We start from the raw sequence: 20,846 nt of genomic DNA on the forward strand, positions 1-20,846 counted from the left end.
TGCGACAAAGCGCTTGAATCGGGGGTTGAAACGCCATTTCGCCGGCCCGGGATGCGCATGGCGATGCCTTCAGATACGCCCGCAAGCCATGCCTCAGTTCGCGCCCGCAGGCGCATCCAGCATCTTCTGTTTCAGGTCGAGGTTGAGCGCCCACTGCTCTTCCACCGGAATGGCGCGCCGCGAGCTGGTCTTGAGGGAACCTTCTTGCGTCCACAGAAACGGATAAAAATTCAGGCAGAGTTCGCCGGGCAAGGGCAATTCGTCAAAATCCTGCGCATCGCCGGGCTGCCGGCCGTAAAACTGCCGCAACTGGCGAGTAAAAGCCCATTCGATGAACGCCGTGTAGCCGATCTCCAGCGCTTCCCACGCCAGGGTCTCGGGGGCGAGGTAATACAGCTTGCCCTGGTCTGCCCCGAGTGCGCCGCCGTTGATGGCAAAAAAACCGCCGAGCACGTCATCGGCCACCAACAGAAAGCCCTCGGCCTTTCCTTCGTTCCACGTAACAATGTTCCGGCCCAGCTTGTCATGGCCGGACCCCAATATCCGTAGCCAGCCGTCATCCACCAGGATGCCGCCGGTTTCATAGGCGATCGCGCCGAGGGGTGAACGCGTGGTGACTTGCAGGCTCAGCAGCACATCCTCCCTGCCGGCCGAGGGCGGCAGCAATTCCACCGGGATGTCGGCCTCGCTGGCCCATTGCCTGATCAGCGGAAACGCCGGGTCTTCACTATCCAATAATTCATTCAATGTACGCATGTCAGCTGACCTTATCGATGACCGCTTCCGGCGGTCGGAGTATGCATGGCGACGCTGGCACTGTCTGGCGGGCGGCGCCCTGCACCCTTCATTTTGCGGACGTCAAATACGCCCGCAATCCATGCGTGAGCACGAAAGGAAACACGCTCGCGTGATCTTCATCCGCGAAGACGCGCAAGCGCGTCTTCAGGCCGGGATACTTGTGCGATGTCAACTTCCCGTCGAACTCGCGCAAGTCGGCCACCATGTCAGCGTCCTCTTCCGAACGCGAACGCTTCTTGCCCGCCGCCAGCTTTTCCAGGCCGCCGATGCCAAAGAATACGGACGCGGGCAAGTCCTTGTGGCTGGCGGCATACGCCTGTTCGCGGTCGAACATGACGCCGGCGTCGTACCACAGCGACGGACTGCCGAGAATGTAGTGCTCGAAGGTGCGCGGTTCCGTCAGCAGGAATTGCAGGCCCAGCAGGCTGCCGTAGGAATGGCCGATAAACACCTTGCGCTGCATGTTGACGCGATAGTTGCTGGCGATGAAGGGAAACACTTCGCCCGAGATGAACTGGCCATACGCCTTCGCTTCGCCGAACGCCGGTTGCCGCCCCGGCATGTCCGAGCGGTAATCATGCTTGCGTGGCGTGGTGGGCGTGTAATCGCGGCGGCGGCTGTACACCCCGCCATCACCGTTGGCGTACGACAAGCCGACCACGATGACTTCTTCCATCCCCGCATGCTTGTTCAGGCGCTGCGCGATATTGCGCACGATGGCAAACGAATAATTGGCATCGACGACAAACAGCACCGGATAGCGTTTATTCCCCTGCCGATAGGAGTCGGGCAAGGCGACATACAGCTGATAATCGCGTTTCAGGGCTTGCGCACGGATATCGCGCACTTCCGTATTGTCCAGAACGTAGCTGGCAGGCGGGCTGGCGGGCGCGGCCACGGCGCTGTTGGCAAGGCAGCAAAGGACGATGAGCAGATGGAGAGGCTTCAATCTAGTTTCTTTCTTTGAGGTAAAAGTTACTTCGCCGTCGCCGCCGTCAGCTGCACCAGCTTGCGCTCGACAAACGCCTGCAACTGGGGAGATAAAGTTTGCAAGCCCTTGGCGCGCTCGAACGCCTGGCGCGCCTGGGCCGGGTGGTTATCGGCTTGCAGGGCGATGCCGAGGCCCATCCACCAGACGCTGTTGTCGGGCGCCGTCTGCAGGGCCTGCTGGTAGTGCTCGGACGCTTCACGGTAGCGCTGTTCGCGCTGCAGCACGCCGGCCAGGAAGGCATGGTATTCGCCGCTGTCGCTGGCGTACGGCAGGCTGCGCGTCAAGGTATCGAGGGCCGCCGCACCGCCGCTGGTCTTGTCCAGCTGCAAACGGGCCAGCATCATGGCTTGCGCCGGCTGTTTCGGGTCCAGCGCCAGGCTCAGCTGCAGCTGGCGGGCTGCCTCGTCCGGGCGCTGCGCTTCGAGCAGCAGGCGCACCAGGGTTTCGCGCGCGCCCTGGTGGCGCGGGTCCATCTGCAGGGTCTGCTGCAAGGCCAGCATGGCGTCGGAGACGCGGCCATCCTGCAACTGGGCCAGCGCGCGCCGGTATTCATTCTCCACGCGCTGCTGCGCGGTGACTTGCTTGCCGTCGATGATGCGTTCGCTGGCAGCGGGCAATGCTGTCCTTACCATCGGCGCGGCGGCGGGCTTGGCGGCTTTTTCCATGACGCGGCGCAATTCGGCGGGCCGCGCCTTGCTCGGTGCGGGGGCGGCCTCCTCGGCCAGGAACACGGGCTCGGGTTCCGCCGCCGCGACGGGCACGGGCGCGGGCGCGGGAGCAACGGCGGCAGGCGCCGGGGCCGACACGGGAGCCGACACAGGAGCCAAAACAGGCGTGCTGGCCACGCTGACCAGCACGGGCGGCACGGCCGGACGCTTCAGGTAAACCCAGCCCAGGGCGATGGCGGCGGCCGTCAGGCCGGCAGCGCCGCCGAAGACCAGCGCGCGCGAAACGCCCCGCTCGCGTTCGGGCACGGAGCGGATGCCGGCCGCGTCGCCGCGTCCATCGGGAGTGCCGCGGGCATCGAGGTCTTGCAACATCTTGTTAATCAGGCTCATCTACAGGCTCATCTTCGTCATCGGTTCAATAAAGTCCAGCTCACGCCGCAGGCGGCGGCCAGCACGCCGGCGCCGGCCAGCCATGGCCACGGCTTCCGCCAAAAGCGGCGCGGCTTGCTGGCCAGGGTATCGCTGGCGGCCAGCGCCACGTGGCGGCCGCTCACCTGCTGCCGCCCTTCGCCATACGCCACCATCAGCGCCTTGTGCGCCATGATGTTGATCAGGCGCGGGATACCGCCGGACGCCTGGTACAGCTTGCCCACGCCGCCACGGCTGAACAGGCGCGCGCCATCGAAACCGGCCACGCGCAGGCGGTGCGCCACATAGAAATCCACATCGTCGCGCGACAGCGGACCCAAGTGGTAGTGAAAGGTGATGCGCTGCGCCAGCTGGCGGATTTCCGGCAGGGCCAGCTTGACGTCCAGTTCCGGCTGGCCGAACAGCACGATCTGCAGCAGCTTGCGCTTTTCCGTTTCCAAATTCGTCAGCAATCGCAGCGCTTCGAGGCTGTCGACGGGTATCGCCTGCGCTTCGTCCAGGCACAGCAGCACGCGCTTGCCTTGCGCCGCCAGGTTGAGCAAGCGCAAGTTGAGGGATTTGAGCAATTGATGCTGATCAGCATCTTTCTCCAGCAATACATCGAGGTCGTCGGCCAGCGCCAGGATCAGCGAACGGGGCGGCAAGTTCGGATTCGGGATGTAGGCCGTGACGAAGTCCGGCCCCAGCGATTGCATGAACTTGCGACACAAAAAGGTTTTACCAGTCCCCACTTCGCCAGTGATCTTGATGAAGCCCTCGCCATTGCGCGCCGCCACCAGCAGGGTGTTGAGCGCCTTTTGCGACTGCGGGCCGTTGAAAAAGAAACTGGTATCGGGCGTGAGGCCGAACGGCGCCTCGCGCAAGCCGAAATGGGCCTGGTACATTTAGCGCCGCTCCGACGGACGGCGCGGGTCGAGCGCCTCGATGCGCTTGCCCGAATCGAGCAAGTCCTCGTTCCAGCTATTGGCGCCATCGACGATGGTCGGCTTGATCAGCACCACCAGTTCGCGCTTCTGGATCACCTGTCCCGTGTTGCGGAACAGCGCGCCCAGCACGGGAATATCGCCCGCGCCCGGCACTTGCGAGCGGTCCGCCGTGGTGGCCTGGCGCATCAGGCCGCCGATGGCGACGATGCGGCCATCCTGGCTGCGCACCATGCTGTCCATCTCGGACGTGCTCGATGCGGCCAGCGGCAGTTTCAGCGAACCGGCGCTGCCCAAGTCGATTTCCTTGCTGATGGTCGACACCTGGCTGACGGATGGGTGCACGTGCAGGAGGATGTTGCCATCCGCATCGATCTGCGGCGTCACGTCCAGCACCACGCCGGAAAAGAACGGTTGCAAGGTCACATTGGGGCTGGTCGTCGCGCCGCTGGCCGTCGTATTCGTGGTGGTCGACACGCCCGTCACGTAAAACTCGTCCGTACCGATCTTCAGCACGGCCTTCTGGTTATTCATGGTGGCGATGCGCGGGCTCGACAGCACGTGCACGGAGCCTTGCGATTCCAGGAAGGAAATCATGGCCGCAAAATTGGCCGTCTGGAAAGCCAGGCCAAACATGGAACCGGCCGAATTCGCCGCCGAACTGAGGCCAAAGCCGCTGCTGGCCGTCAAGCCGCTGCCATTCGTCATGTTGGGCGGCTGGCCGCCATTGAACGGCAGCGGCGCCAGGGTGCCGCCCGGCTGGATGAAGCCCGTCGAAATGCGGTTCGTGTGGCCGCTCTTGATCGAGGCAAACGAGGCCCAGTTGATGCCCGTCTGCGTGTTGTCGTTGAGTTCGACTTCGAGGATTTTCGCTTCCAGGATCACCTGGCGGTCGACGGACAGCTGCGTGGCCTTCAAATACATGTCGACATTGCGCAGCTCTTCCGGCATAGCGCGGATGACGATCACGCCCGACTGCGGGCTGAGCACCACTTGCCGCCCGCCTTCGGCGCTGCCGACGATGGCTTCCAGCGCCGCCTTCAACTCCGGCCAGAAATCTGCCGTGGACGAAGTCGTCAGGTTGCTGCTGTCCAGGGTACGGCCGCCCTGGCCGCCATTCGTTTGCTGGTTCTGCTCGTTGTTGTTGCCCTGATTGTTATTGCCGCTATTTCCGCTGTTGCCCGAACCGCCGGAATTGGTCGAACCGACCGAACCCACCGACGTCGACGAGACGCGCAGGTTGGAACTGCCGCGGCGCGCGCCCGTCAGGTAATTGACGTGGAACAAACGCGTCTGCATGGTCAGGGGCTTGATGTAGATCTGCGTGCCCTCGACCTTGTAATCGTAGCCATACAGTTCGCGCACGGCGTCGAGCGCCTGGAACAGGGTCACGTCCTTCAGATTGGCGGAAATCGTGCCGCCGATGTCGGGATGGACCAGCATGTTGTAGCGCGTGCCGGCCACGATGGAGGTGAAGAACTGGCGCGCCGGCACATTGTTGAACGCCACGTTGAAGCGCTCGTCGAGCGCCGCGCGGGCCTTCGGCAATTGCTGGGCCAGGGCCGCCACGGGCGGCAGCAGCGCCGCTTCCACGGCGTCCGGCTGGGCCGCTGGCGCCGTGGTGGCCGCCGCGCCCTTGACGGCATCGGTGATCGCATTGTAGGTGTCGCGCTTGACGGGCGCGACATTGCAGCCGCCCAGGCCCAGGCTGACGCTGATGACAGCCGCCATCGTACTGATCTTGAACATGCTCGCCTTGTGTTGATTGAGTTGCTTGGCCACTTCTTCTACTCCTGCTTGCGGTCGGTCTTGCGACCGGTCTTATTGTCGGTCTTGCTGCTCGGATACAGCTTGAAGGTTTCCAGTGATTTTCCACGCCGCAACACGACGGCCGTGTCGTGGATTTCCGTCACCACGGCATCGCCCACCTTGCCGCCGACCTTGACTGTCTGGCCATCGATGACGGCCAGGCGGCGTCCGCCCGGCTGGGTGGAGATGAGCACCGATTGCAGCTGCGGCCGGGCCGCGACGACGGGCGCGGCACTGGCCGGCGCCCACAGGGCCGCCGGCGGGCGCGTGGGGTCGTCCAGCGCCTGTGCCTGCGCGCCCGGCCATGCCAGGCTCAGTGCCAGGAAAGGCGCCAGCAGCGCGGGACCGAAGGTCAAAGTGCGATCCATGTATCGTCCATGCTGAGGGTATGTAAGGTCAGGGTCAGGGTGGCGCCCGGGTAGCTGGCAGAATCGAGGTGGGCGGCGCCCCAGAAGACGCGTGTCGGCATCGCTTGCAGCGCCTGCATGTATTGCACCATGTCGGCATAGCTGCCTTGCAGCACCACTTCCACGCCATGCTGGTGCAGCAAGGGTGCCGGGCTCGGTGCCTTGGCAGCGGCATCGCCGTTCGCGGCATCGGCCTGGCGCACGCCCACGGCGCTGGCGGGCAAGGTTTTCAGCGACACCACGCGCAATCCGGCATGCCGGCGCAGCAAGTGCTCGAGCAAGGTGACCATGCGCTCGGGCGCCACCAGGCCATGCTGCTGCTCGCGCAGCGCCTGCGCCAGCGACGCCGTTTCCGCCTGCAAAGCCACCAGGCGCGTGCGCGCTTCCTGGTCGGGATCGGTGGCGTGGGCGAGCATGGTCAGCTCGATTTCCTTGTTCGTCGCGGTCAACAGGCTTTGTTTTTGTGCAATGCTCGCTTCCAGCGCGGCGCGTTTCGCCAACAGGGGGTTGAAGCTCATGAAATAAAACACGAACAGGACGGCGGCCGCAGCGGCGCCAAACACCATCAGCCGCTCGCGCAGGCTGAGGGCATCGAAGGCGGTGGCCCATTTCTTCAGCAAGGGCAGCATCAGCGTGTTCCTCCAGCAACAGGTTTTGCCGGCGTGGCGGCACGATCCGCAGATTGCAGGCTGAACGCGATATAAGGCAGACCAGGCGTCTTGCCCTCGGCCACGGCCGGCTGCTCGGGCTGGCCGATGTCGAGGCTGGCGAAGGTCTTGCCTTTCAGTACCTCCTGCTGGCCCAGGCGCGTGATGTAGGCGGGCAGCAGCGACGCATGCAAGGCGCGGCCCTGCAAGCCGAAATCATTGCCGGCGCCGGCGATATCCACACCCGTCAGCCATACGCCCTCGACCCTGGCCTGCGCCAGCGCGCGGAAATAGCCGGCATAGCCGCGGGTATTGCCCAGCTTGCCGCTTTCCAGCACGTTTGACGCATCCTGCAGCAACTGGCGCTGCGCCTCGACGGCCGCCAGTTCCTGCGCCAGGGCCGGGTCTTTCTTGCGTGGAGGATAATCGCGCAGAATCTGGTCGCGCTTCGCCTCGCCTTGCGCCAGCGCCGCCTTGACGCCCGCTTCGCGCTGCGCCAGGCCGGTCAAAGCTTGCTGGGCCAGCACGCCCACGGCCAGCAGCGCCAGCGCCAGGCCGCCCAGGCCCAGGCTGGCCGTGCGCGCCGACATATGGTGTTTTTTCAGTTCAAACTGGGGATTGAACAGATTGATCTGCTGGCTCATGCGCCCTTCCCTTCGTGCCTGCCCGGGTGCAGGCCAACCTCGCGCAAGCCTGCGCCGATGGCCAGGAAATAGCGCGCCTGCATGGCAGGGTCGCGCAGCTCGGGGGCCTGCGACAAGTCCAGCACCGTGGCCAGGTCCAGCTGCTCGACGGGCATGTAGAGATTGTCGGCAAGATATGCGTGCAAGCCATCGGCCGCGCCCGTCATAAGCATCAATCGGGACAGCGAAATGAAATGGAACTGGCGGTCGAAGTGGTCGAAGGAGCGCTGCAGTTCCAGGGTGACGCGGTCGTAGTACTGGCTGGCGTCGGGCGACTGCAATTGCGTCACAGTCACGTCGATGCGGCGCGCCTGGTACAGTTCGCCATTGAAACTCATGGTCAGCAAGCCGCCGTCGCCATCGAAAGACAGCACGGCGATGCCGCGTCCCGGCGTTTCCAGCAAGGTGGCGATATTACGCTGCGCCATCTCGGGGATATCGATCACGGACAGGCCGATCTTGCATTCCGCGTATAGCGCCTGGCGGCGCGACACGGCGCTGTTGCGCGCGGCGACGGCAAACACGCTGCTGCCCCGCTGGGTACCGTTCGGGTCGCCGGGGATGTCGAACACGTCGATGGTGGCCTCGGCCAGGGGAAAGTCCAGCATGTCTTTCAAACGCCAGCCCACGGCCGTCTTCAGCTCTTCGCGCGGCACGGCCGGCGCTTCCAGCGACAGCAGCTGGTACTCGCCGCCAGCCAGCACGCTGGTGCAGTGGCGCGCTGCCGCCTGCAGCTCCTTGCCCAGTTTTTCCAGCACCTCGGCTGGCGCAGGCCGCGCGGCCGCCTGGTAACTGGCGCCCCGCACGCGCGGCATGCCGCCGGCGGGACGTTCGACAACGACAGCGCTGACGCCTTCGCGGCCAAACGCCGTGGCCAGCCAGCCATCGTACTTCTTTGCTCTTGCGAATAAACCCATGCGAACTATCCAGTGTAAGTGCCTGCCCGATCTTGTCGCGCAGATAATGCATCCAGCCAATTTTAATTCATGAAGCCAACTTTATTGTGTAAAAACAATAAATTAGCGATCTTTTTTTCACCTAGTTGACCTTACTGCGACAACACGGCTTGCAGGCGGCGCTGGACATAATCAGCGTTATTGCCCGCATTCGGACAGCCGGCGGCTCCTGGCTGGTTGCAAGCCGTGGCCGTGATGGTCCAGCTGGTCAAGGTGCCGGGCCCCGTGGCCGTGCTGCATTGCACGGTGACGCTGAAGGCCGACAGCGTCGTGCCGGCCGGCAAGCTGAACGTGCTGGCGCCGAGACATGCCGCGCCAGTGGTCAGGCCCGCGCTGATCTGTTTCTGCAAACCCCATTCGAGACCGGCGCGGGCGGCCTGTTCGGCGCGCACGCCCTGCACGTCCATGGCCGACTCCGTCTGCTGGAAGGTGGAGATATTCACCATCACGGCCGCCAGCGCGGCCAGTACCACCAGCAGGAAAATGGCCGTGACGAGGCTGAAACCGCGCATGCGGCCCGTGCGGTGGCGCAGCAAGTGCGTCATGGCGTGTTCCTCGCCTGCACCTGTTGCACCAGGCGCAGCACGCCCGTATTGCTGTTCGCCGCGCCCAGGCTCAGGCTGATATTCACCAGGCCCCGCTGCACATTGGCCAGCACGGTGTAGCTGAAGGCGCACCCCGTTACCTGGCGCGCCAGCAATGCGCCATTCGCCGCCGCCAGCGGCGCGCTGTTTTCCACCACCGGCTGGGTGGCCTGGATGGCATAGCCCGCGTAACGGGTCAAGGTGCCGGTCGCCAGATCGCACGCATAGGTCACGGGCGTCGACACCACCTGGAAACGGTTCGACGGCGACGGCAGCGGCGCCGGCGCCGTCGCGAAAGGATAGCTGCCAAGCGTGACGACATTGCCGGCCACGCCCGTCACTGCCGCGCGGTTGCAGCCGGTCGCCGCGCTGCAGGAATAGGCGTCGTTCGGCGTGTAAGCTCCCCCCAGGTTGTAGACGACGATCTGGTCGCCCACGCTGATCGCCTGGCGCGCGCCCAGCGCATTGGCGGGCATGGCGCCGACGACGCTAAAGCTGCCCGGAACGCCAGGGGCGGGAGGGGTCTCGAAGCTCAGCACATTGCCCAGGCCGGCCGGGTCGCTGTCGCTCAGGTAGCGTCCGCCCGTCTTGGTCAGCAGCAATTCCAGGAACAGGCCGTTGTTGGACACGCGCACGCTGTTGGGCAGGGCCAGGCGCACGTCGCGCGTCAGGCGCCGCGCCGCCGTATCGGCCGTGTCGGCCAATGCCGCGCGCGCCGCAACATCTATATAGCCCTGCACGGGCACGCGGATGAAGACGGCGACCATGGTGCCGATGATGCCCGTGATGACGATCACGATGACCATCTCGACGAGGGTAAAGCCGCGCGGATGGCGCCTGGCGTCAAGAAAATTTTTCATGGGATACTGTTCGGCGCATAGCGCACGCGATAGCCGTCGAGCACGATCTTCTGGTCGGCATACGGCACGGTCACCTGGATACGCAGGCCTTCCGTGGCGGGCAAACCGTTCAGGGCTGCCTGGGTGATCACCACGGAGGCAACGTATGCCTGGGGGGAGCCGGCAGCCCATACGGCGCCCTGCGCATCCGTCGTGTAATTCGTGGCCGTGCCATACGCGGTCACGTAATCGTTGACATTGTCAAAGGGACGCGGCGTGCCGCCCGTCTCCTGTCCGGGCACTTCCGGGATGGCGCAGCCGGCCGGACTGGTGGCCGTTTGCGCGGCCGGGTCCAGCGGATCGCAATAGGTAAAACGTGCCAGCTGGATTTCTTCCAGCATGCCTTCGGCAATCGCCAGCGCCTGCTTGCGCAGCTGCGGGTCGGCGCTGCGTTGCGTCGTCATGCTCATCACGCCCAGGATGGCGGCCGAGGCCAGGCCGACGATGACGATGAACAGCACCAGTTCGATCAGGGTCACGCCGCGTTCGCGCTGGCGCCGCTGGCTAATGGACATAGCCCGTCTCCCCTTCGACCGTGACGTTGCGCGGCGTGCCCTCGCCCTGGATGCTGATTTTCAGCTGCGCCGGGAAGGTCGATGCGGCAGGAAACACATCGCCGCGCGCATATGGCTTACCCAGCGCGTCGAAATAAAAACCCGCCGTATTGACGGGATCGGTAGAAATGCCGACGCTGGCCGGACGGCCTTCGCACAGCCAGTTGCTTGTCTTGCAATACTTCAAGGTATCCTTGCTGCCGCTGTTACTGCCCGTGGGCGGCACCACCTTCTGCACATCGCCGCAAACCGCATCGAAGCACAGGGCCACGCTGTCGGCATCGATGCTCACAAACACGGCGCGGTTTTGCGCCACCGCCAGCTTTTGTCCGTAGCGCACGATATTCGTCACCTGGTCGGCAAAACTGCGCGCGTCAAAAGTGTCTCGCTGGAAAAATCGGTTGACGGCAACGGTCGCCAGCAAGCCCGCCAGCACCAGCACGGCCACCAGCTCGATCAAGGTAAAGCCGCGCGCAGCCGTACGCCGCAGGGAGCCTGGCGGCCATGCGTGACGATGCGGATGCGGAAAGACTGTCGGTGGCTGCTGCAATGGATGGCCCGTAAAAAAGCCCAACGGGCTGGCGCCTGGGGTTGGGCTGGTGGTGCGCAAGGAAGGCCGGACGTGGCCGGGCTTTCCTTGCAGAATATCCAAAAATTACTTACACGTGGTGGGCGATGCCAGATCGACGGTGCCTGCCGGAGCAGTAGCGGTAGCCGCAGTATAGGTAACCGAGCATCCCGAGCGCGATGCCACTGCATCAGGGGTCACGACGAAACCGGTAGCGGAAATTTCATAGTCCGGTTTGGCGATGCCTGCGGCCAAGCCAATCCCGGCGGCATCGGCCGTAGGATAACCATTGGCCCCGGTAACCGACTGGCCTTCCATCGTGACAGTCTTGGTCGGGTCAGCATTGACCAGCCACTGCGCATGGTACAGCGCAGCTCCCGCCTTGATGGCGCCAGCGGCAGCGTGCATCTTGGCCACGCGCGCATCGGTCGACATGTCGATAAATTTAGGAATCGCCGTGGCGGCCAGGATGCCGAGGATGACGATGACGACGATCAATTCGATCAGGGTAAAACCTGCCTGGGCGCCGCTTTTCATACTACGTAAAGACTTGTTCATTCTTGCTTTCTCCAAAATCAAATAAAAAAACTTCAAAACCAACGCCATGAAACTGTCGCTGCACCGGACCAGGAAGCGCGTCAGTTTGCTGCCGATTCCGGCGCTTTCCACACCACGATATCGGGCTCCTGGGCGAGCTTGTCAAGATCGGCGTCTGCACCCGGCAAGGTTACCTTAAATTTCACTGCATCAACCCCTGTAGTGGGAAAAATATTGCCTTTACTAAACAAATAGATGATTTTTTGTTCTTTTTTGTCGTATAACCAATTCCCTGTCGGCAATTTTTCAAGGTCCGCCTGCGCGAACTCGCCCAGGTAGTTGGCCGGCTTGTCGGCCAGCCAGTCGAACGGGTTTTGCCGCGCCAGCGCCGGCATCCTGTCGCGCCGGTCCGCCAGATATAAATGCAGCACCTGCACCCGCAAACTGGTTCGCAAGACGCCGAGCATCTGCGCCACGGCCACCTGCTGCGCCTGTTGCTGGTAATAGCTGACCCGGTTCAGGAATACCGCCATCAGGATGGCGAACACGCCCGCCACCACCGCCAGCTCGAACAGCGTAAAACCGCGCTGGCGGAGCGGTTTTCTCATCAGTGCAGGGCCGCCCGGCCCAGGTCCCAGATCGGCAGGAAGATGCCCAGCGCCAGCACCAGCACCATGGCGCCGAGGAAGACGATCAGTATCGGCTCGATCTGCGCCGACAGGGTCTTCAGCTCGTAATCGACCTCGCGCTCGTACATGTCGGCGATCTCGTCCATCAGGTCGTCGAGCGAACCGGATTCCTCGCCCACGGCGATCATCTGCAGCACCACGGGCGTAAACACGCCGGCCGCCACCGAGGTGCGCAGGATGCTTTCGCCCCGCTCGACGCCGTCGCGCATCTGCTCCACGCGCGCGCTCAGATACGTGTTGTCGACCGTTTGCGACACCACCGTCAGGGCCTGCACGATAGGCACGCCGCTAGTGCTCGACAGGGCAAAACTGCGCGCGAAGCGGGCCATCGTGCCCTTCAGGATGATCTTGCCGGCGATCGGCAGGCGCAGCTTGGCGCGGTCCCATTTATACAGACCCTCTTTCGTGCGCAGCCAGGCGCGCCAGCCGAAAAAGCCGCCCACGCCCAGCATCAGCAAGATGGGCCAGTACGTCACCGTAAAGCGCGAGGTGCCGATCAGGATGCGCGTCATCAAGGGCAGTTCCGCATGGAAACTGGCAAACACCTTCTCGAACTGGGGAATGACGAAGATATTCACCACCACCATGGCAGCGAGCATGGCGAAGACGACGAAGGTCGGGTAGCGCGTCGCCGTTTTCACGCGCGCGCGCATGTCGCGGTCGAATTCCAGGTGGTCGAACAGGCGCAGGAATACTTCGTCGAGGCGCCCCGTCATTTCACCCACGCGTACCATCGACAGATAAAACGGCGTGAAGATGGCGGGATGGCGCGCCATGGCGGCCGACAGTTCGCGGCCCGCGTCGAGCGACTCGCGCACATCCTTGATGATGCGCCCGAACGCGGGACTGATGGCGGACTCCTGCAAGCCGGCCAGGCCACGCATGATGGGCACACCCGCCTTGAGCAGGGTGTACAGCTGGCGGCTGAACAGCTGCACATCCATGGGCGTGACTTTTTTCTCGGTCAGCCTGGCCCACCAGCCCAGCTGGTTGGCGCCGGCCTTCGTCACTGTCTGCCTGGTGGCGCTGATGTCGACGGGCGTGCTGCCGCCCGCCATCAACTGGTCGGCCACGGCGCCGCTGTCGGCGCCTTCCATCACACCGGTCAGCAGTTCGCCACTGGCGCTGCGCGCCTTGTAGGAGAAAAACGGCACCTCAATCCTCGCTCTGGTTGCTGATGCGCATCGCTTCCATCACCGTCGTACGGCCTTGCACCACCAGCTGCACGGCGTGGCGGCGCAGGGTTTCGCCCGCCATCTGCGCCGTCGCCACCTTCATGAAGTGGGAAGGATCGGCATGGTTGGCGGCGTCAGCCACGGCGCGCGTGATTTCCAGCAATTCGTACACGCCCGTGCGGCCCCGGTAACCCATGCCGTTGCAATGCGAGCAGCCCTTGCCGTGGAAATACTGGTTGCGCTCGACCAGCTCGCCCAGTTCCAGGCGCAGCCATTCGTATTCGTTCGGCGTGGGCGCGTACGGCGTACTGCAGCTTTCGCAGATCACGCGCACCAGGCGCTGCGCCAGCACGGCTTGCAGCGAGCTGCCCACCATGTAGCGGGGCACGCCCATGTCCATCAGGCGCAGCGGCGTGCTGATGGCGTCGTTCGTATGCAGGGTCGACAGCACCAAGTGGCCCGTCATGGCGGCGCGCAGGCCGATTTGCGCCGTCTCCTGGTCGCGCATCTCGCCGACGAGCACGATGTCGGGATCCTGCCGCAAGGCCGAGCGCAGCACGCGTGCGAAGTTCAGCTCGATCTTGTCATTGACTTGCACCTGGTTAATGCCGGGCAAGCGGTACTCGACGGGGTCTTCCACCGTGATGAGCTTTTTTTCCACGGAATTGAGCTCGGACAAGGCGCAGTACAAAGTCGTCGTCTTGCCGCTGCCGGTCGGCCCCGTCACCAGCACGAGGCCGTTCGGACGGCTGACGATGGCGCGAAATTGCGCCACCAGCGCAGGCGGCATGCCGATGGCGTCCAGGCGCAAGGTCGTGCCGCCCTGGTTCAGCAAGCGCATCACCACCGATTCGCCGTACTGCGTCGGCATGGTGGAAATACGCACGTCGATGCGCTGGTTTTTCACGCGGATGGCGAAGCGGCCATCCTGCGGCAGGCGTTTTTCGGAAATGTCGAGGTCCGACATCAGCTTCAGGCGCAGCGCCAGCGAACTGGCGATCTTGCTGTCCGCTTCCGTCTGCAGGTGCAGCACGCCGTCGATGCGGAAGCGGATCTGCAGCCGGCCTTCCTGCGGCTCGATGTGGATGTCCGAGGCGCGCACCTGCGTGGCATCCTCGAACACGGATTGCAGCAGCTTGACGATGGGCGCCTCTTCCAGGCCCGGATTGGCGGCCAGTGCGCCGAAGTCGACGGAAACGTCGCCCAGGTCCTGCTCCAGCTCGCGCGTCAGGGTGGAGATATCCTCCGTACGGCGGTAGATGCGGTCGATGGCGGCCAGCACTTCCGTTTCATTGACGACAGCGAGCTCGATATGGCGCTTGACCAGGCGCGAGATTTCATCGTACGCAAACAGGTCGGTCGGATCGGACATGCCGACCAGCAAGCCCTCGCGGCGGTCTTCCAGCACCAGCGCGCGGAAGCGCCTCGCCTGGGTTTCCGGCAGCAGCCGCACCAGTTCGGGATTGATGTTGAAAAACTTCAGATTGATGTAGGGAATGTCGAGCTGGCGCGCCAGCGCACCCGAAATCTGCTCTTCCGTGACGAAGCCGTGCTCGACAAAAACGCGGCCCAGCTTGCGTCCCGAACGCTTCTGTTCCGTCAAGGCTTGGCCCAACTGTTCTTCCGTCAGCAATTTCTGCTGCACCAAAATTTCACCGAGCCGGACTTTCTCTGGCCTTGCCATGCTTGCTCCTCGACAAATTCTTCAGACGCTGCACGCCAGCGGCGCGCGGGAGTATTTTATTCCAGAACCTGTTGTTTCTTAAAGAAAATATATTCCATCGTTTGATTTTTGCGCATTTCAACACTCCGCAAGGAAACACTTGCCGCCCACCTGCGCCCATGGCAATAATGGGGGTCATTCCCCGTCTTGCTGCCGACTATTACCCCTATGAACGCCTGCGCCATCGAATTCCACAACGTGCATCTGCAGCTGGCGGGCAGCGCCGTGCTGCGCGGCGTCGATCTGCAGGTGCGCGCGGGGGAACTGTTCGGCCTGGTCGGCGTGAATGGCGCGGGCAAGACTTCCCTGCTGAAATGCCTGCTCGACTTTTGCATGCCGGAGCGGGGCGAGATCGCCATTTTCGGCCAGACGCACCGCCACGGCGCGGCGCGCCAGCCCCTGTGTTTTCTGCCGGAACGTTTCCAGGCGCCGTATTACCTGACGGGTGGCGACTTCCTGCGCTACCTGGCGCGCCTGCACCATGTGCGCCCCGATGCGCACGCCGAACAGCAAGCCCTGGACGCGCTGGACCTGGCGCCGGACGCCTTGCTGCGCCCCGCGCGCGACTATTCGAAAGGCATGATGCAGAAACTGGGGCTGGCCGCCTGCTTGCTGTCGGGCAAGCCGCAACTGGTGCTGGACGAACCGATGAGCGGACTCGATCCGAAGGCGCGCGCACAGTTCAAGCAAGTGCTGCGGCAAGCGCGCGCGCAGGGCCGCGGCGCGCTGCTCACCTCGCATGCGCTGGCCGACGTGGAAGAATTGTGCGACCGCATGGCCATCCTGCATGCGGGCCGCATCGTATTTACGGGCACGCCAGCCGAATGCCGCGCGCGCCATGGCGGCGCGACCGACGCCAGCCTGGAACAGGCTTTCCTCAATTGCATCGCGGCATGAACGCCCCGCTCTCTGCGCCGCCCGGACGGCCTTACGCCCCCTCCCCGCACGGCATGTATCTGCGCCATTTCGGCTTGCGCACGGCGCCGTTCGGCATCACGCCGGACCCGGCCTTCTTTTATGCGGGCAATACCCGGGGCGAACTGCTCGATGCGCTGCTGTATGCCGTCACGCAAGGCGAAGGCATCATCAAGCTGACGGGCGAAGTGGGCAGCGGCAAGACCATGCTGTGCCGCATGCTGGCCGAACGCCTGCCGCCCCAGGTCGACGTGCTGTATTTGCTCAATCCCCGCCTGGAACCGGATGACGTCCTGCACGCCATCGCCGCCGAACTGGGCCTGGCGCTGGACGGATGCCGCGCCGATGCCGTGCTGCACGCCCTGCACGGCGAGCTGATCGCCCGGCATGCGGCGGGACGCCAGGTGGTGCTGCTGGCAGAGGAGGCGCAAGCCATGCCGGGCGCCACCCTGGAAGCGCTGCGCCTGCTGACGAATTTGGAAACGGCCAGCCACAAGCTGCTGCAGATCGTCCTGTTTGGCCAGCCGGAATTGCAGCAGACGCTGGACTTGCCCCAGTACCGCCAATTGAAGGAACGCATCACCCACAGTTTCACCGTGCCGCGCCTGCCGAAGTCCTTGCTGGACGACTATCTGGCATGCCGCCTGGCCGCCGCCGGCCGCACGGCGCCGCTGCTCTTCACGCCAGCCGCGCTGCGCCAGCTGGCGCGCGCCGCGCAGGGCATCGTGCGCAGGGTCAATATCCTGGCCGACAAGTCCTTGCTGGCCGCGTTTGCGGACGATGCGCAGGACATCAGCGCGCGCCACGTGCGCCTGGCCATTGCCGACAGCCCCTTCCACCGTCCGCCCTGGCACGCGGGCAAGCTGCTTGCGGGCGTCTTGAGCGCGCTGATGCTGCTGCTGGCCTTTGCTCTGCTGTGGCAATGGCTGACGAGCAACCAGGGTCAGATGCGCCGCGCCGCGCCCGCCGACGCAGCCGCAAGCGCGCTCCAGGCAACCGTTGCGCGCACGCCGCCGCCATTGCAGCCCACGCTGCTCGACAGCAAGCTGGCCGAATCGCGCGACTGGCTGGCAAAGCAAAGGCCGCAGCAACTGGTGCTGCAAATTGCCAGCCTGCCCGCCACCGAAAAGGCCGCGGCGGAAAGCTTCCTGCAGCAGGCGCAGCAAGCCATCGGCCTGCACGACCTCCACGTATTTCGCTTGTCTGGCGCAGCCCCCTCAAATGCCGCCGCGCGCCTGGTCATCGTCTACGGCAGCTTCGCCGACCGGGCCAGCGCCGAAGCCGTGTGGGCCAGGCTGGCGCCCACGTCGCCGCAGAAAATATTGCTGAGCGACATAGATAGTATCCGCACGGAAATGAAAGCCGCAGCGCCGCCACAAACAAGGCGTGGCGCCCCCTGACTTTATTTCGGTATATTGCCTCCCGGGCACGCACAGCGATTGCTTTTAGGCGATCATGCTGGGTAAAATTACAAAAGCACAACACGACTTCAAGGGCGAACTTTTCATGAATCAACACCCTATTCCTGTGCTGGCCTCCTGGGTCGCCCTCGCCTGCAGCACCATGCTGTCCGGCTGCGCCACGCATCAAACGCCGCTGTCGCCTGCCCACATCAATGCCGCGCCCCTCCCGGCCGGCGTCATTCCCGAACCTGTGCAGCAAAGCAGCGCACTGGCCGCGCCCCTGCCGGCGCCCAAAATGGAAACCTACAGCGTCACCGTGCACAAGGTGCCCGTGCAATCGCTGCTGTTTGCCCTGGCGCGCGACGCGGGCATGAATATCGATATCCACCCGCAGATCGAAGGCAGCGTCACCCTGAATGCGCTGAACCAGACCCTGCCGCAACTGCTGGCGCGCATCGGCAAGCAAGTCGACATGCGCTACGAAATCGATGGCAAGAACCTGACGGTGTTGCCCGACGCGCCCGTATGGCGCAATTACAAGGTCGATTACGTCAACATGGCGCGCAGCACCAACAGCAGCGTGAATATCGCCACGCAAATTTCCACGGCAGGCGGCGGGTCGAACAATGCCAGCAACCCCGTTGGCAACACGCAGGGCAGTGGCGGCAACGGCAATAACAATTCGACCACCCTGGTCGTGAATCGTTCGGAAAATAATTTCTGGTACAGCCTGGAAAAGAATATCCGCGACCTGCTGCGCGAAACCACGCTCAACGACGTGCAGGTGGACCCGCTGGCGCAGCTGAACCAGCAATTGACGACCATGCCCGGCCAGCAAGGGCAGCAAGGACAGCAGCAGAACCAGGCCGGCAACGTCCCTGCCGTCGGTGCGACTGGCCAGTACGGCGCCCAGCCGCCGATGCAGTATGGCAACCAGAATGGCAATCCGAATGGAGGTCAATCTGCGCCGGGCCAGCAGGGGGCCAGCCAGAACGCCACGCCTGGCCAGCCGCTGGACGCAAACGGCATGCCGCTGTTAAAACTGGCCAATAAGGGCAGCCCCTCGTCCGTCGTCGTGAATGTGGAAGGCGGCTTGATCGCCGTGCGGGCCACGGGGCGCCAGCATGAAAAGATCGCGGAATTCCTCGACGCCGTGTTGCACAGCGCCAAGCGGCAAGTGCTGATCGAGGCAACCATCATTGAAGTGCGCCTGAGCAATGAATACCAGCAAGGCATCAACTGGGCGCGCCTGACGGGCAGCCTGCAGCTGCGCCAGGGACAAGTGGGCACGGCGGCCCTGTCCAGCGGCGTCACGCCGAACGCCACGCCCGGCATCTTCCTGCTCAATTATCTGAAAGACAGTTTTTCCACCACCATCCAGCTGCTCGAATCGTTCGGCAAGGTGAAAGTACTGTCCAGTCCGAAGATCAGTGTGCTGAACAATCAAACGGCCATGCTGAAAGTGGTCGACAACAATGTCTTCTTTACCATCAAGGTGACGCCTGCCGTGATCAGCTCGACAGGCACCATCACCACGCCGGCCACCTATGAGTCGAAACTGGAAACGGTGCCCGTCGGCTTCGTCATGAGCGTCACGCCGCAGATTTCCGACAGCGATGAAGTCACCCTGAACGTGCGTCCCACCATCACGCGCATCGTGGGCTATGTGCAAGACCCGAATCCGGCCCTCGCCAGCGTGATCAGCCGCGTGCCCGTGATCCAGGCGCGCGAGCTGGAATCGATCATGAAAGTGGGCAATGGCCAGATCGCCGTGATGGGCGGCCTGATGCAGGATTCCGTCGACAACGCCAAGGATGGCGTGCCTGGCCTGTCCAGCCTGCCAGTCGTGGGCAATCTGTTTACCTACCGCAATGAGGCAAGCAGCAAGACGGAGCTGGTGATCTTCATGCGCCCCGTCGTGGTCAAGGATGCCAGCGTCGAGGGCGATTACCGCGACTACCGCTACTTGCTGCCCGGCCAGGCGCCGCTCAACAGCCAGCCATACACGGATGGCCCGCCGGCGCCGGCCGTCCGGCCGCAGGCGCGCCTGCAGGGAGACTTCCCATGAGCTTGCTGATGCAGGCGCTCAAGAAAGCCGAGCGCGCCAAACAGAACAGCCTTTCCGACGAGGAGCTGGAAAAGCCGTCCGAAGCCTACGACCAGGTACTGGAACTGGCGCCGGCCGACGCCCTGCCGCCCCGTCCCGCGCCAGCGCCAGCGCCAGCGACCGTGCAGCCGCCAAGCACCTTGCGCCTGGAACCGCTGGCGGACGCGCCCGCGCCGCAGCCGGCGCAGAATGCGGCCCAGCCAGATCCGCAGCCCGGCTCACAGCAGGGCGCGCAGCCTGGCCCGCCTCCCGAGCCGCCGCGCGCGCGCCCCGAACCGCCGCCCGCCCGGCCACGCGCCAGCCGCAGCAATCCGCCGCCGAAAGGCCCCACGGGGCCCATCAGCGTCGATCCGGCCACCGTGCGCCTGGCCGTGCTGCTGGCGATATTGCTGGTGGTGGCAGGTTCCATGGGATATTGGTACTGGCGCGCCAGCACCAGCCCCGGCGCGGGCGCCAGCCTGCCCGGCGTGCCCATGCCGCTGACGGACGCTCCGGGCACAACCGGCGTTGCCGGCCCCGTGCTGGTGGTGCCGGCAACGGGTGCCGCGCCGCCCGACGCCATGACGCCCACCGCACTGCCGCCCGACTATCCGCGCGACACGCGCCAGCAAACAGGTGCTGCGGAACAGCAGGCGATGATACAGGCGGCGGCCCAGGCCGCCGTGGCGGCGCAGCTGGCGCAGATGGCGCCGCCCGCACCGCCCAGCCTGCCGCCCGTGGCGGCGCCCGACAATAGCCAGATCCAGGTGCAGCGCAGTGTCGCCGCGCCGCAAATCAACCCCGGCGTGCAGCAAGCCTACCAAGCCTTCAACGGGGGCCAGCTGGGTTCTGCTCGTCAGCAATATGAAACCGTGTTGCGGCAGGATGCCACCAACCGCGACGCGCTGCTGGGCCTGGCTGCCGTGGCCTTGCGCGAGCACCAGGGCGCGCAGGCGGCGGCGCTGTACGTGCGTTTGCTGGAAATCAATCCCGACGATGGAGAGGCGCTGGCCGGCCTGATCGGGCTGCGCCAGGGCGACGTGGCGCTCAGCGAGGCAAAATTGAAAGCCATCCTGGCGCGCAGCCCCGACAGCGCCCCCGTGCTGTTTGCATTGGGCAATGTGTACGCCAAGCAGCGCCGCTGGAACGAAGCGCAACAGCAATTTTTCCGCGCCTACGGCGCCGCGCCCGGCAATCCCGACTATGCGTTCAACCTGGCCGTGGGCCTGGACCGGCTGAACCAGCCCCGGCTGGCCGCCACGTATTACCAGCGCGCCCTGACACTGGCGCAAACGACGCCCGCCGCCTTCGACCAGGCCGTCGTGCAAACGCGTTTGCGTGAACTGGCGTCCCCCGCGGCAGCGGCCGAGCCGGCCATCATCACACCCCGTCAGGAATAAGC

21 protein-coding genes are annotated in these 20,846 nt (G+C 64.3%); 4 read left to right on the forward strand and 17 right to left on the reverse strand.

What is annotated here, in order from left to right; translation table 11 throughout:
* Positions 1-93: 93 nt before the first annotated feature.
* From LSO07_RS18605 to LSO07_RS18685, 17 genes are all read right to left on the reverse strand, one after another.
* Positions 94-756 (reverse strand): DUF2625 family protein, encoded by a 663-nt coding sequence (locus tag LSO07_RS18605; protein WP_151096235.1) that lies wholly within the window; start codon positions 754-756, stop codon positions 94-96.
* Positions 757-844: 88 nt separating this feature from the next.
* Positions 845-1,747, reverse strand: coding sequence for an alpha/beta hydrolase (locus LSO07_RS18610; protein ID WP_151096236.1), 903 nt, complete (start codon positions 1,745-1,747; stop codon positions 845-847).
* A 26-nt stretch (positions 1,748-1,773) separates the two neighbouring features.
* Entirely contained in the window at positions 1,774-2,847 is a 1,074-nt protein-coding gene (locus tag LSO07_RS18615) for a tetratricopeptide repeat protein (RefSeq protein ID WP_225317350.1), read from the reverse strand.
* A gap of 17 nt (positions 2,848-2,864) precedes the next feature.
* Positions 2,865-3,770, reverse strand: coding sequence for an ExeA family protein (locus LSO07_RS18620; protein ID WP_034781117.1), 906 nt, complete (start codon positions 3,768-3,770; stop codon positions 2,865-2,867).
* Entirely contained in the window at positions 3,771-5,558 is a 1,788-nt protein-coding gene (mshL, locus tag LSO07_RS18625) for a pilus (MSHA type) biogenesis protein MshL (RefSeq protein WP_151096237.1), read from the reverse strand.
* 38 nt (positions 5,559-5,596) lie between these two features.
* A complete protein-coding gene (locus LSO07_RS18630; protein WP_151096238.1) occupies positions 5,597-5,986 on the reverse strand; it encodes an MSHA biogenesis protein MshK in 390 nt (129 codons plus the stop codon).
* Entirely contained in the window at positions 5,971-6,654 is a 684-nt protein-coding gene (gene gspM, locus LSO07_RS18635; protein WP_151096239.1) for a type II secretion system protein GspM, read from the reverse strand. The genes LSO07_RS18630 and gspM overlap by 16 nt, the downstream gene beginning before the upstream one ends.
* On the reverse strand, positions 6,654-7,316 hold the full coding sequence (locus tag LSO07_RS18640; protein WP_151096240.1) for a PilN domain-containing protein: 663 nt from the start codon (positions 7,314-7,316) through the stop codon (positions 6,654-6,656). Before LSO07_RS18640 ends, gspM begins: the two co-directional genes overlap by 1 nt.
* A complete protein-coding gene (locus tag LSO07_RS18645; RefSeq protein WP_099388077.1) occupies positions 7,313-8,272 on the reverse strand; it encodes an agglutinin biogenesis protein MshI in 960 nt (319 codons plus the stop codon). Before LSO07_RS18645 ends, LSO07_RS18640 begins: the two co-directional genes overlap by 4 nt.
* Before the next feature lie 131 nt (positions 8,273-8,403).
* Positions 8,404-8,856 (reverse strand): agglutinin biogenesis protein MshP, encoded by a 453-nt coding sequence (locus LSO07_RS18650; RefSeq protein WP_151096241.1) that lies wholly within the window; start codon positions 8,854-8,856, stop codon positions 8,404-8,406.
* Entirely contained in the window at positions 8,853-9,755 is a 903-nt protein-coding gene (locus LSO07_RS18655; protein WP_151096242.1) for a prepilin-type N-terminal cleavage/methylation domain-containing protein, read from the reverse strand. The genes LSO07_RS18650 and LSO07_RS18655 overlap by 4 nt, the downstream gene beginning before the upstream one ends.
* Positions 9,752-10,309 carry a type IV pilus modification PilV family protein gene (locus tag LSO07_RS18660; RefSeq protein WP_151096243.1) on the reverse strand — a complete coding sequence of 186 codons (558 nt, stop codon included), beginning with the start codon at positions 10,307-10,309 and terminating at the stop codon, positions 9,752-9,754. Before LSO07_RS18660 ends, LSO07_RS18655 begins: the two co-directional genes overlap by 4 nt.
* Positions 10,299-10,958: a pilus assembly FimT family protein gene (locus LSO07_RS18665; protein ID WP_225317351.1), complete on the reverse strand. Its 660-nt coding sequence runs from the start codon at positions 10,956-10,958 to the stop codon at positions 10,299-10,301. Before LSO07_RS18665 ends, LSO07_RS18660 begins: the two co-directional genes overlap by 11 nt.
* 45 nt (positions 10,959-11,003) lie before the next feature.
* The gene (locus tag LSO07_RS28395; protein WP_269450098.1) at positions 11,004-11,522 is read right to left on the reverse strand and encodes a pilin; all 519 of its coding nucleotides are present in this window, start codon (positions 11,520-11,522) and stop codon (positions 11,004-11,006) included.
* Between the two features lie 32 nt (positions 11,523-11,554).
* A complete protein-coding gene (locus LSO07_RS18675; RefSeq protein ID WP_151096244.1) occupies positions 11,555-12,061 on the reverse strand; it encodes a type II secretion system protein in 507 nt (168 codons plus the stop codon).
* A complete protein-coding gene (locus LSO07_RS18680) occupies positions 12,061-13,296 on the reverse strand; it encodes a type II secretion system F family protein (protein WP_034781100.1) in 1,236 nt (411 codons plus the stop codon). Before LSO07_RS18680 ends, LSO07_RS18675 begins: the two co-directional genes overlap by 1 nt.
* 1 nt (position 13,297) lies before the next feature.
* Positions 13,298-15,001 (reverse strand): GspE/PulE family protein, encoded by a 1,704-nt coding sequence (locus LSO07_RS18685; RefSeq protein WP_034781098.1) that lies wholly within the window; start codon positions 14,999-15,001, stop codon positions 13,298-13,300.
* A 207-nt stretch (positions 15,002-15,208) separates the two neighbouring features.
* On the opposite strand from LSO07_RS18685, the gene LSO07_RS18690 reads away from it, so the two are divergent.
* From LSO07_RS18690 to LSO07_RS18705, 4 genes are all read left to right on the forward strand, one after another.
* Positions 15,209-15,937, forward strand: coding sequence for an ABC transporter ATP-binding protein (locus LSO07_RS18690; RefSeq protein ID WP_151096245.1), 729 nt, complete (start codon positions 15,209-15,211; stop codon positions 15,935-15,937).
* Complete coding sequence (locus LSO07_RS18695; RefSeq protein ID WP_225317352.1) at positions 15,934-17,355, forward strand: ExeA family protein; 1,422 nt, start codon at positions 15,934-15,936, stop codon at positions 17,353-17,355. Before LSO07_RS18690 ends, LSO07_RS18695 begins: the two co-directional genes overlap by 4 nt.
* 106 nt (positions 17,356-17,461) lie before the next feature.
* Positions 17,462-19,426: a type II secretion system protein GspD gene (locus LSO07_RS18700; RefSeq protein ID WP_151096246.1), complete on the forward strand. Its 1,965-nt coding sequence runs from the start codon at positions 17,462-17,464 to the stop codon at positions 19,424-19,426.
* Entirely contained in the window at positions 19,423-20,844 is a 1,422-nt protein-coding gene (locus LSO07_RS18705) for a tetratricopeptide repeat protein (RefSeq protein ID WP_151096247.1), read from the forward strand. Before LSO07_RS18700 ends, LSO07_RS18705 begins: the two co-directional genes overlap by 4 nt.
* Positions 20,845-20,846: the final 2 nt, after the last annotated feature.

This window comes from Janthinobacterium sp. PLB04 (assembly GCF_021165895.1).
Taxonomy (GTDB): Bacteria; Pseudomonadota; Gammaproteobacteria; order Burkholderiales; family Burkholderiaceae_D; genus Janthinobacterium; species Janthinobacterium lividum.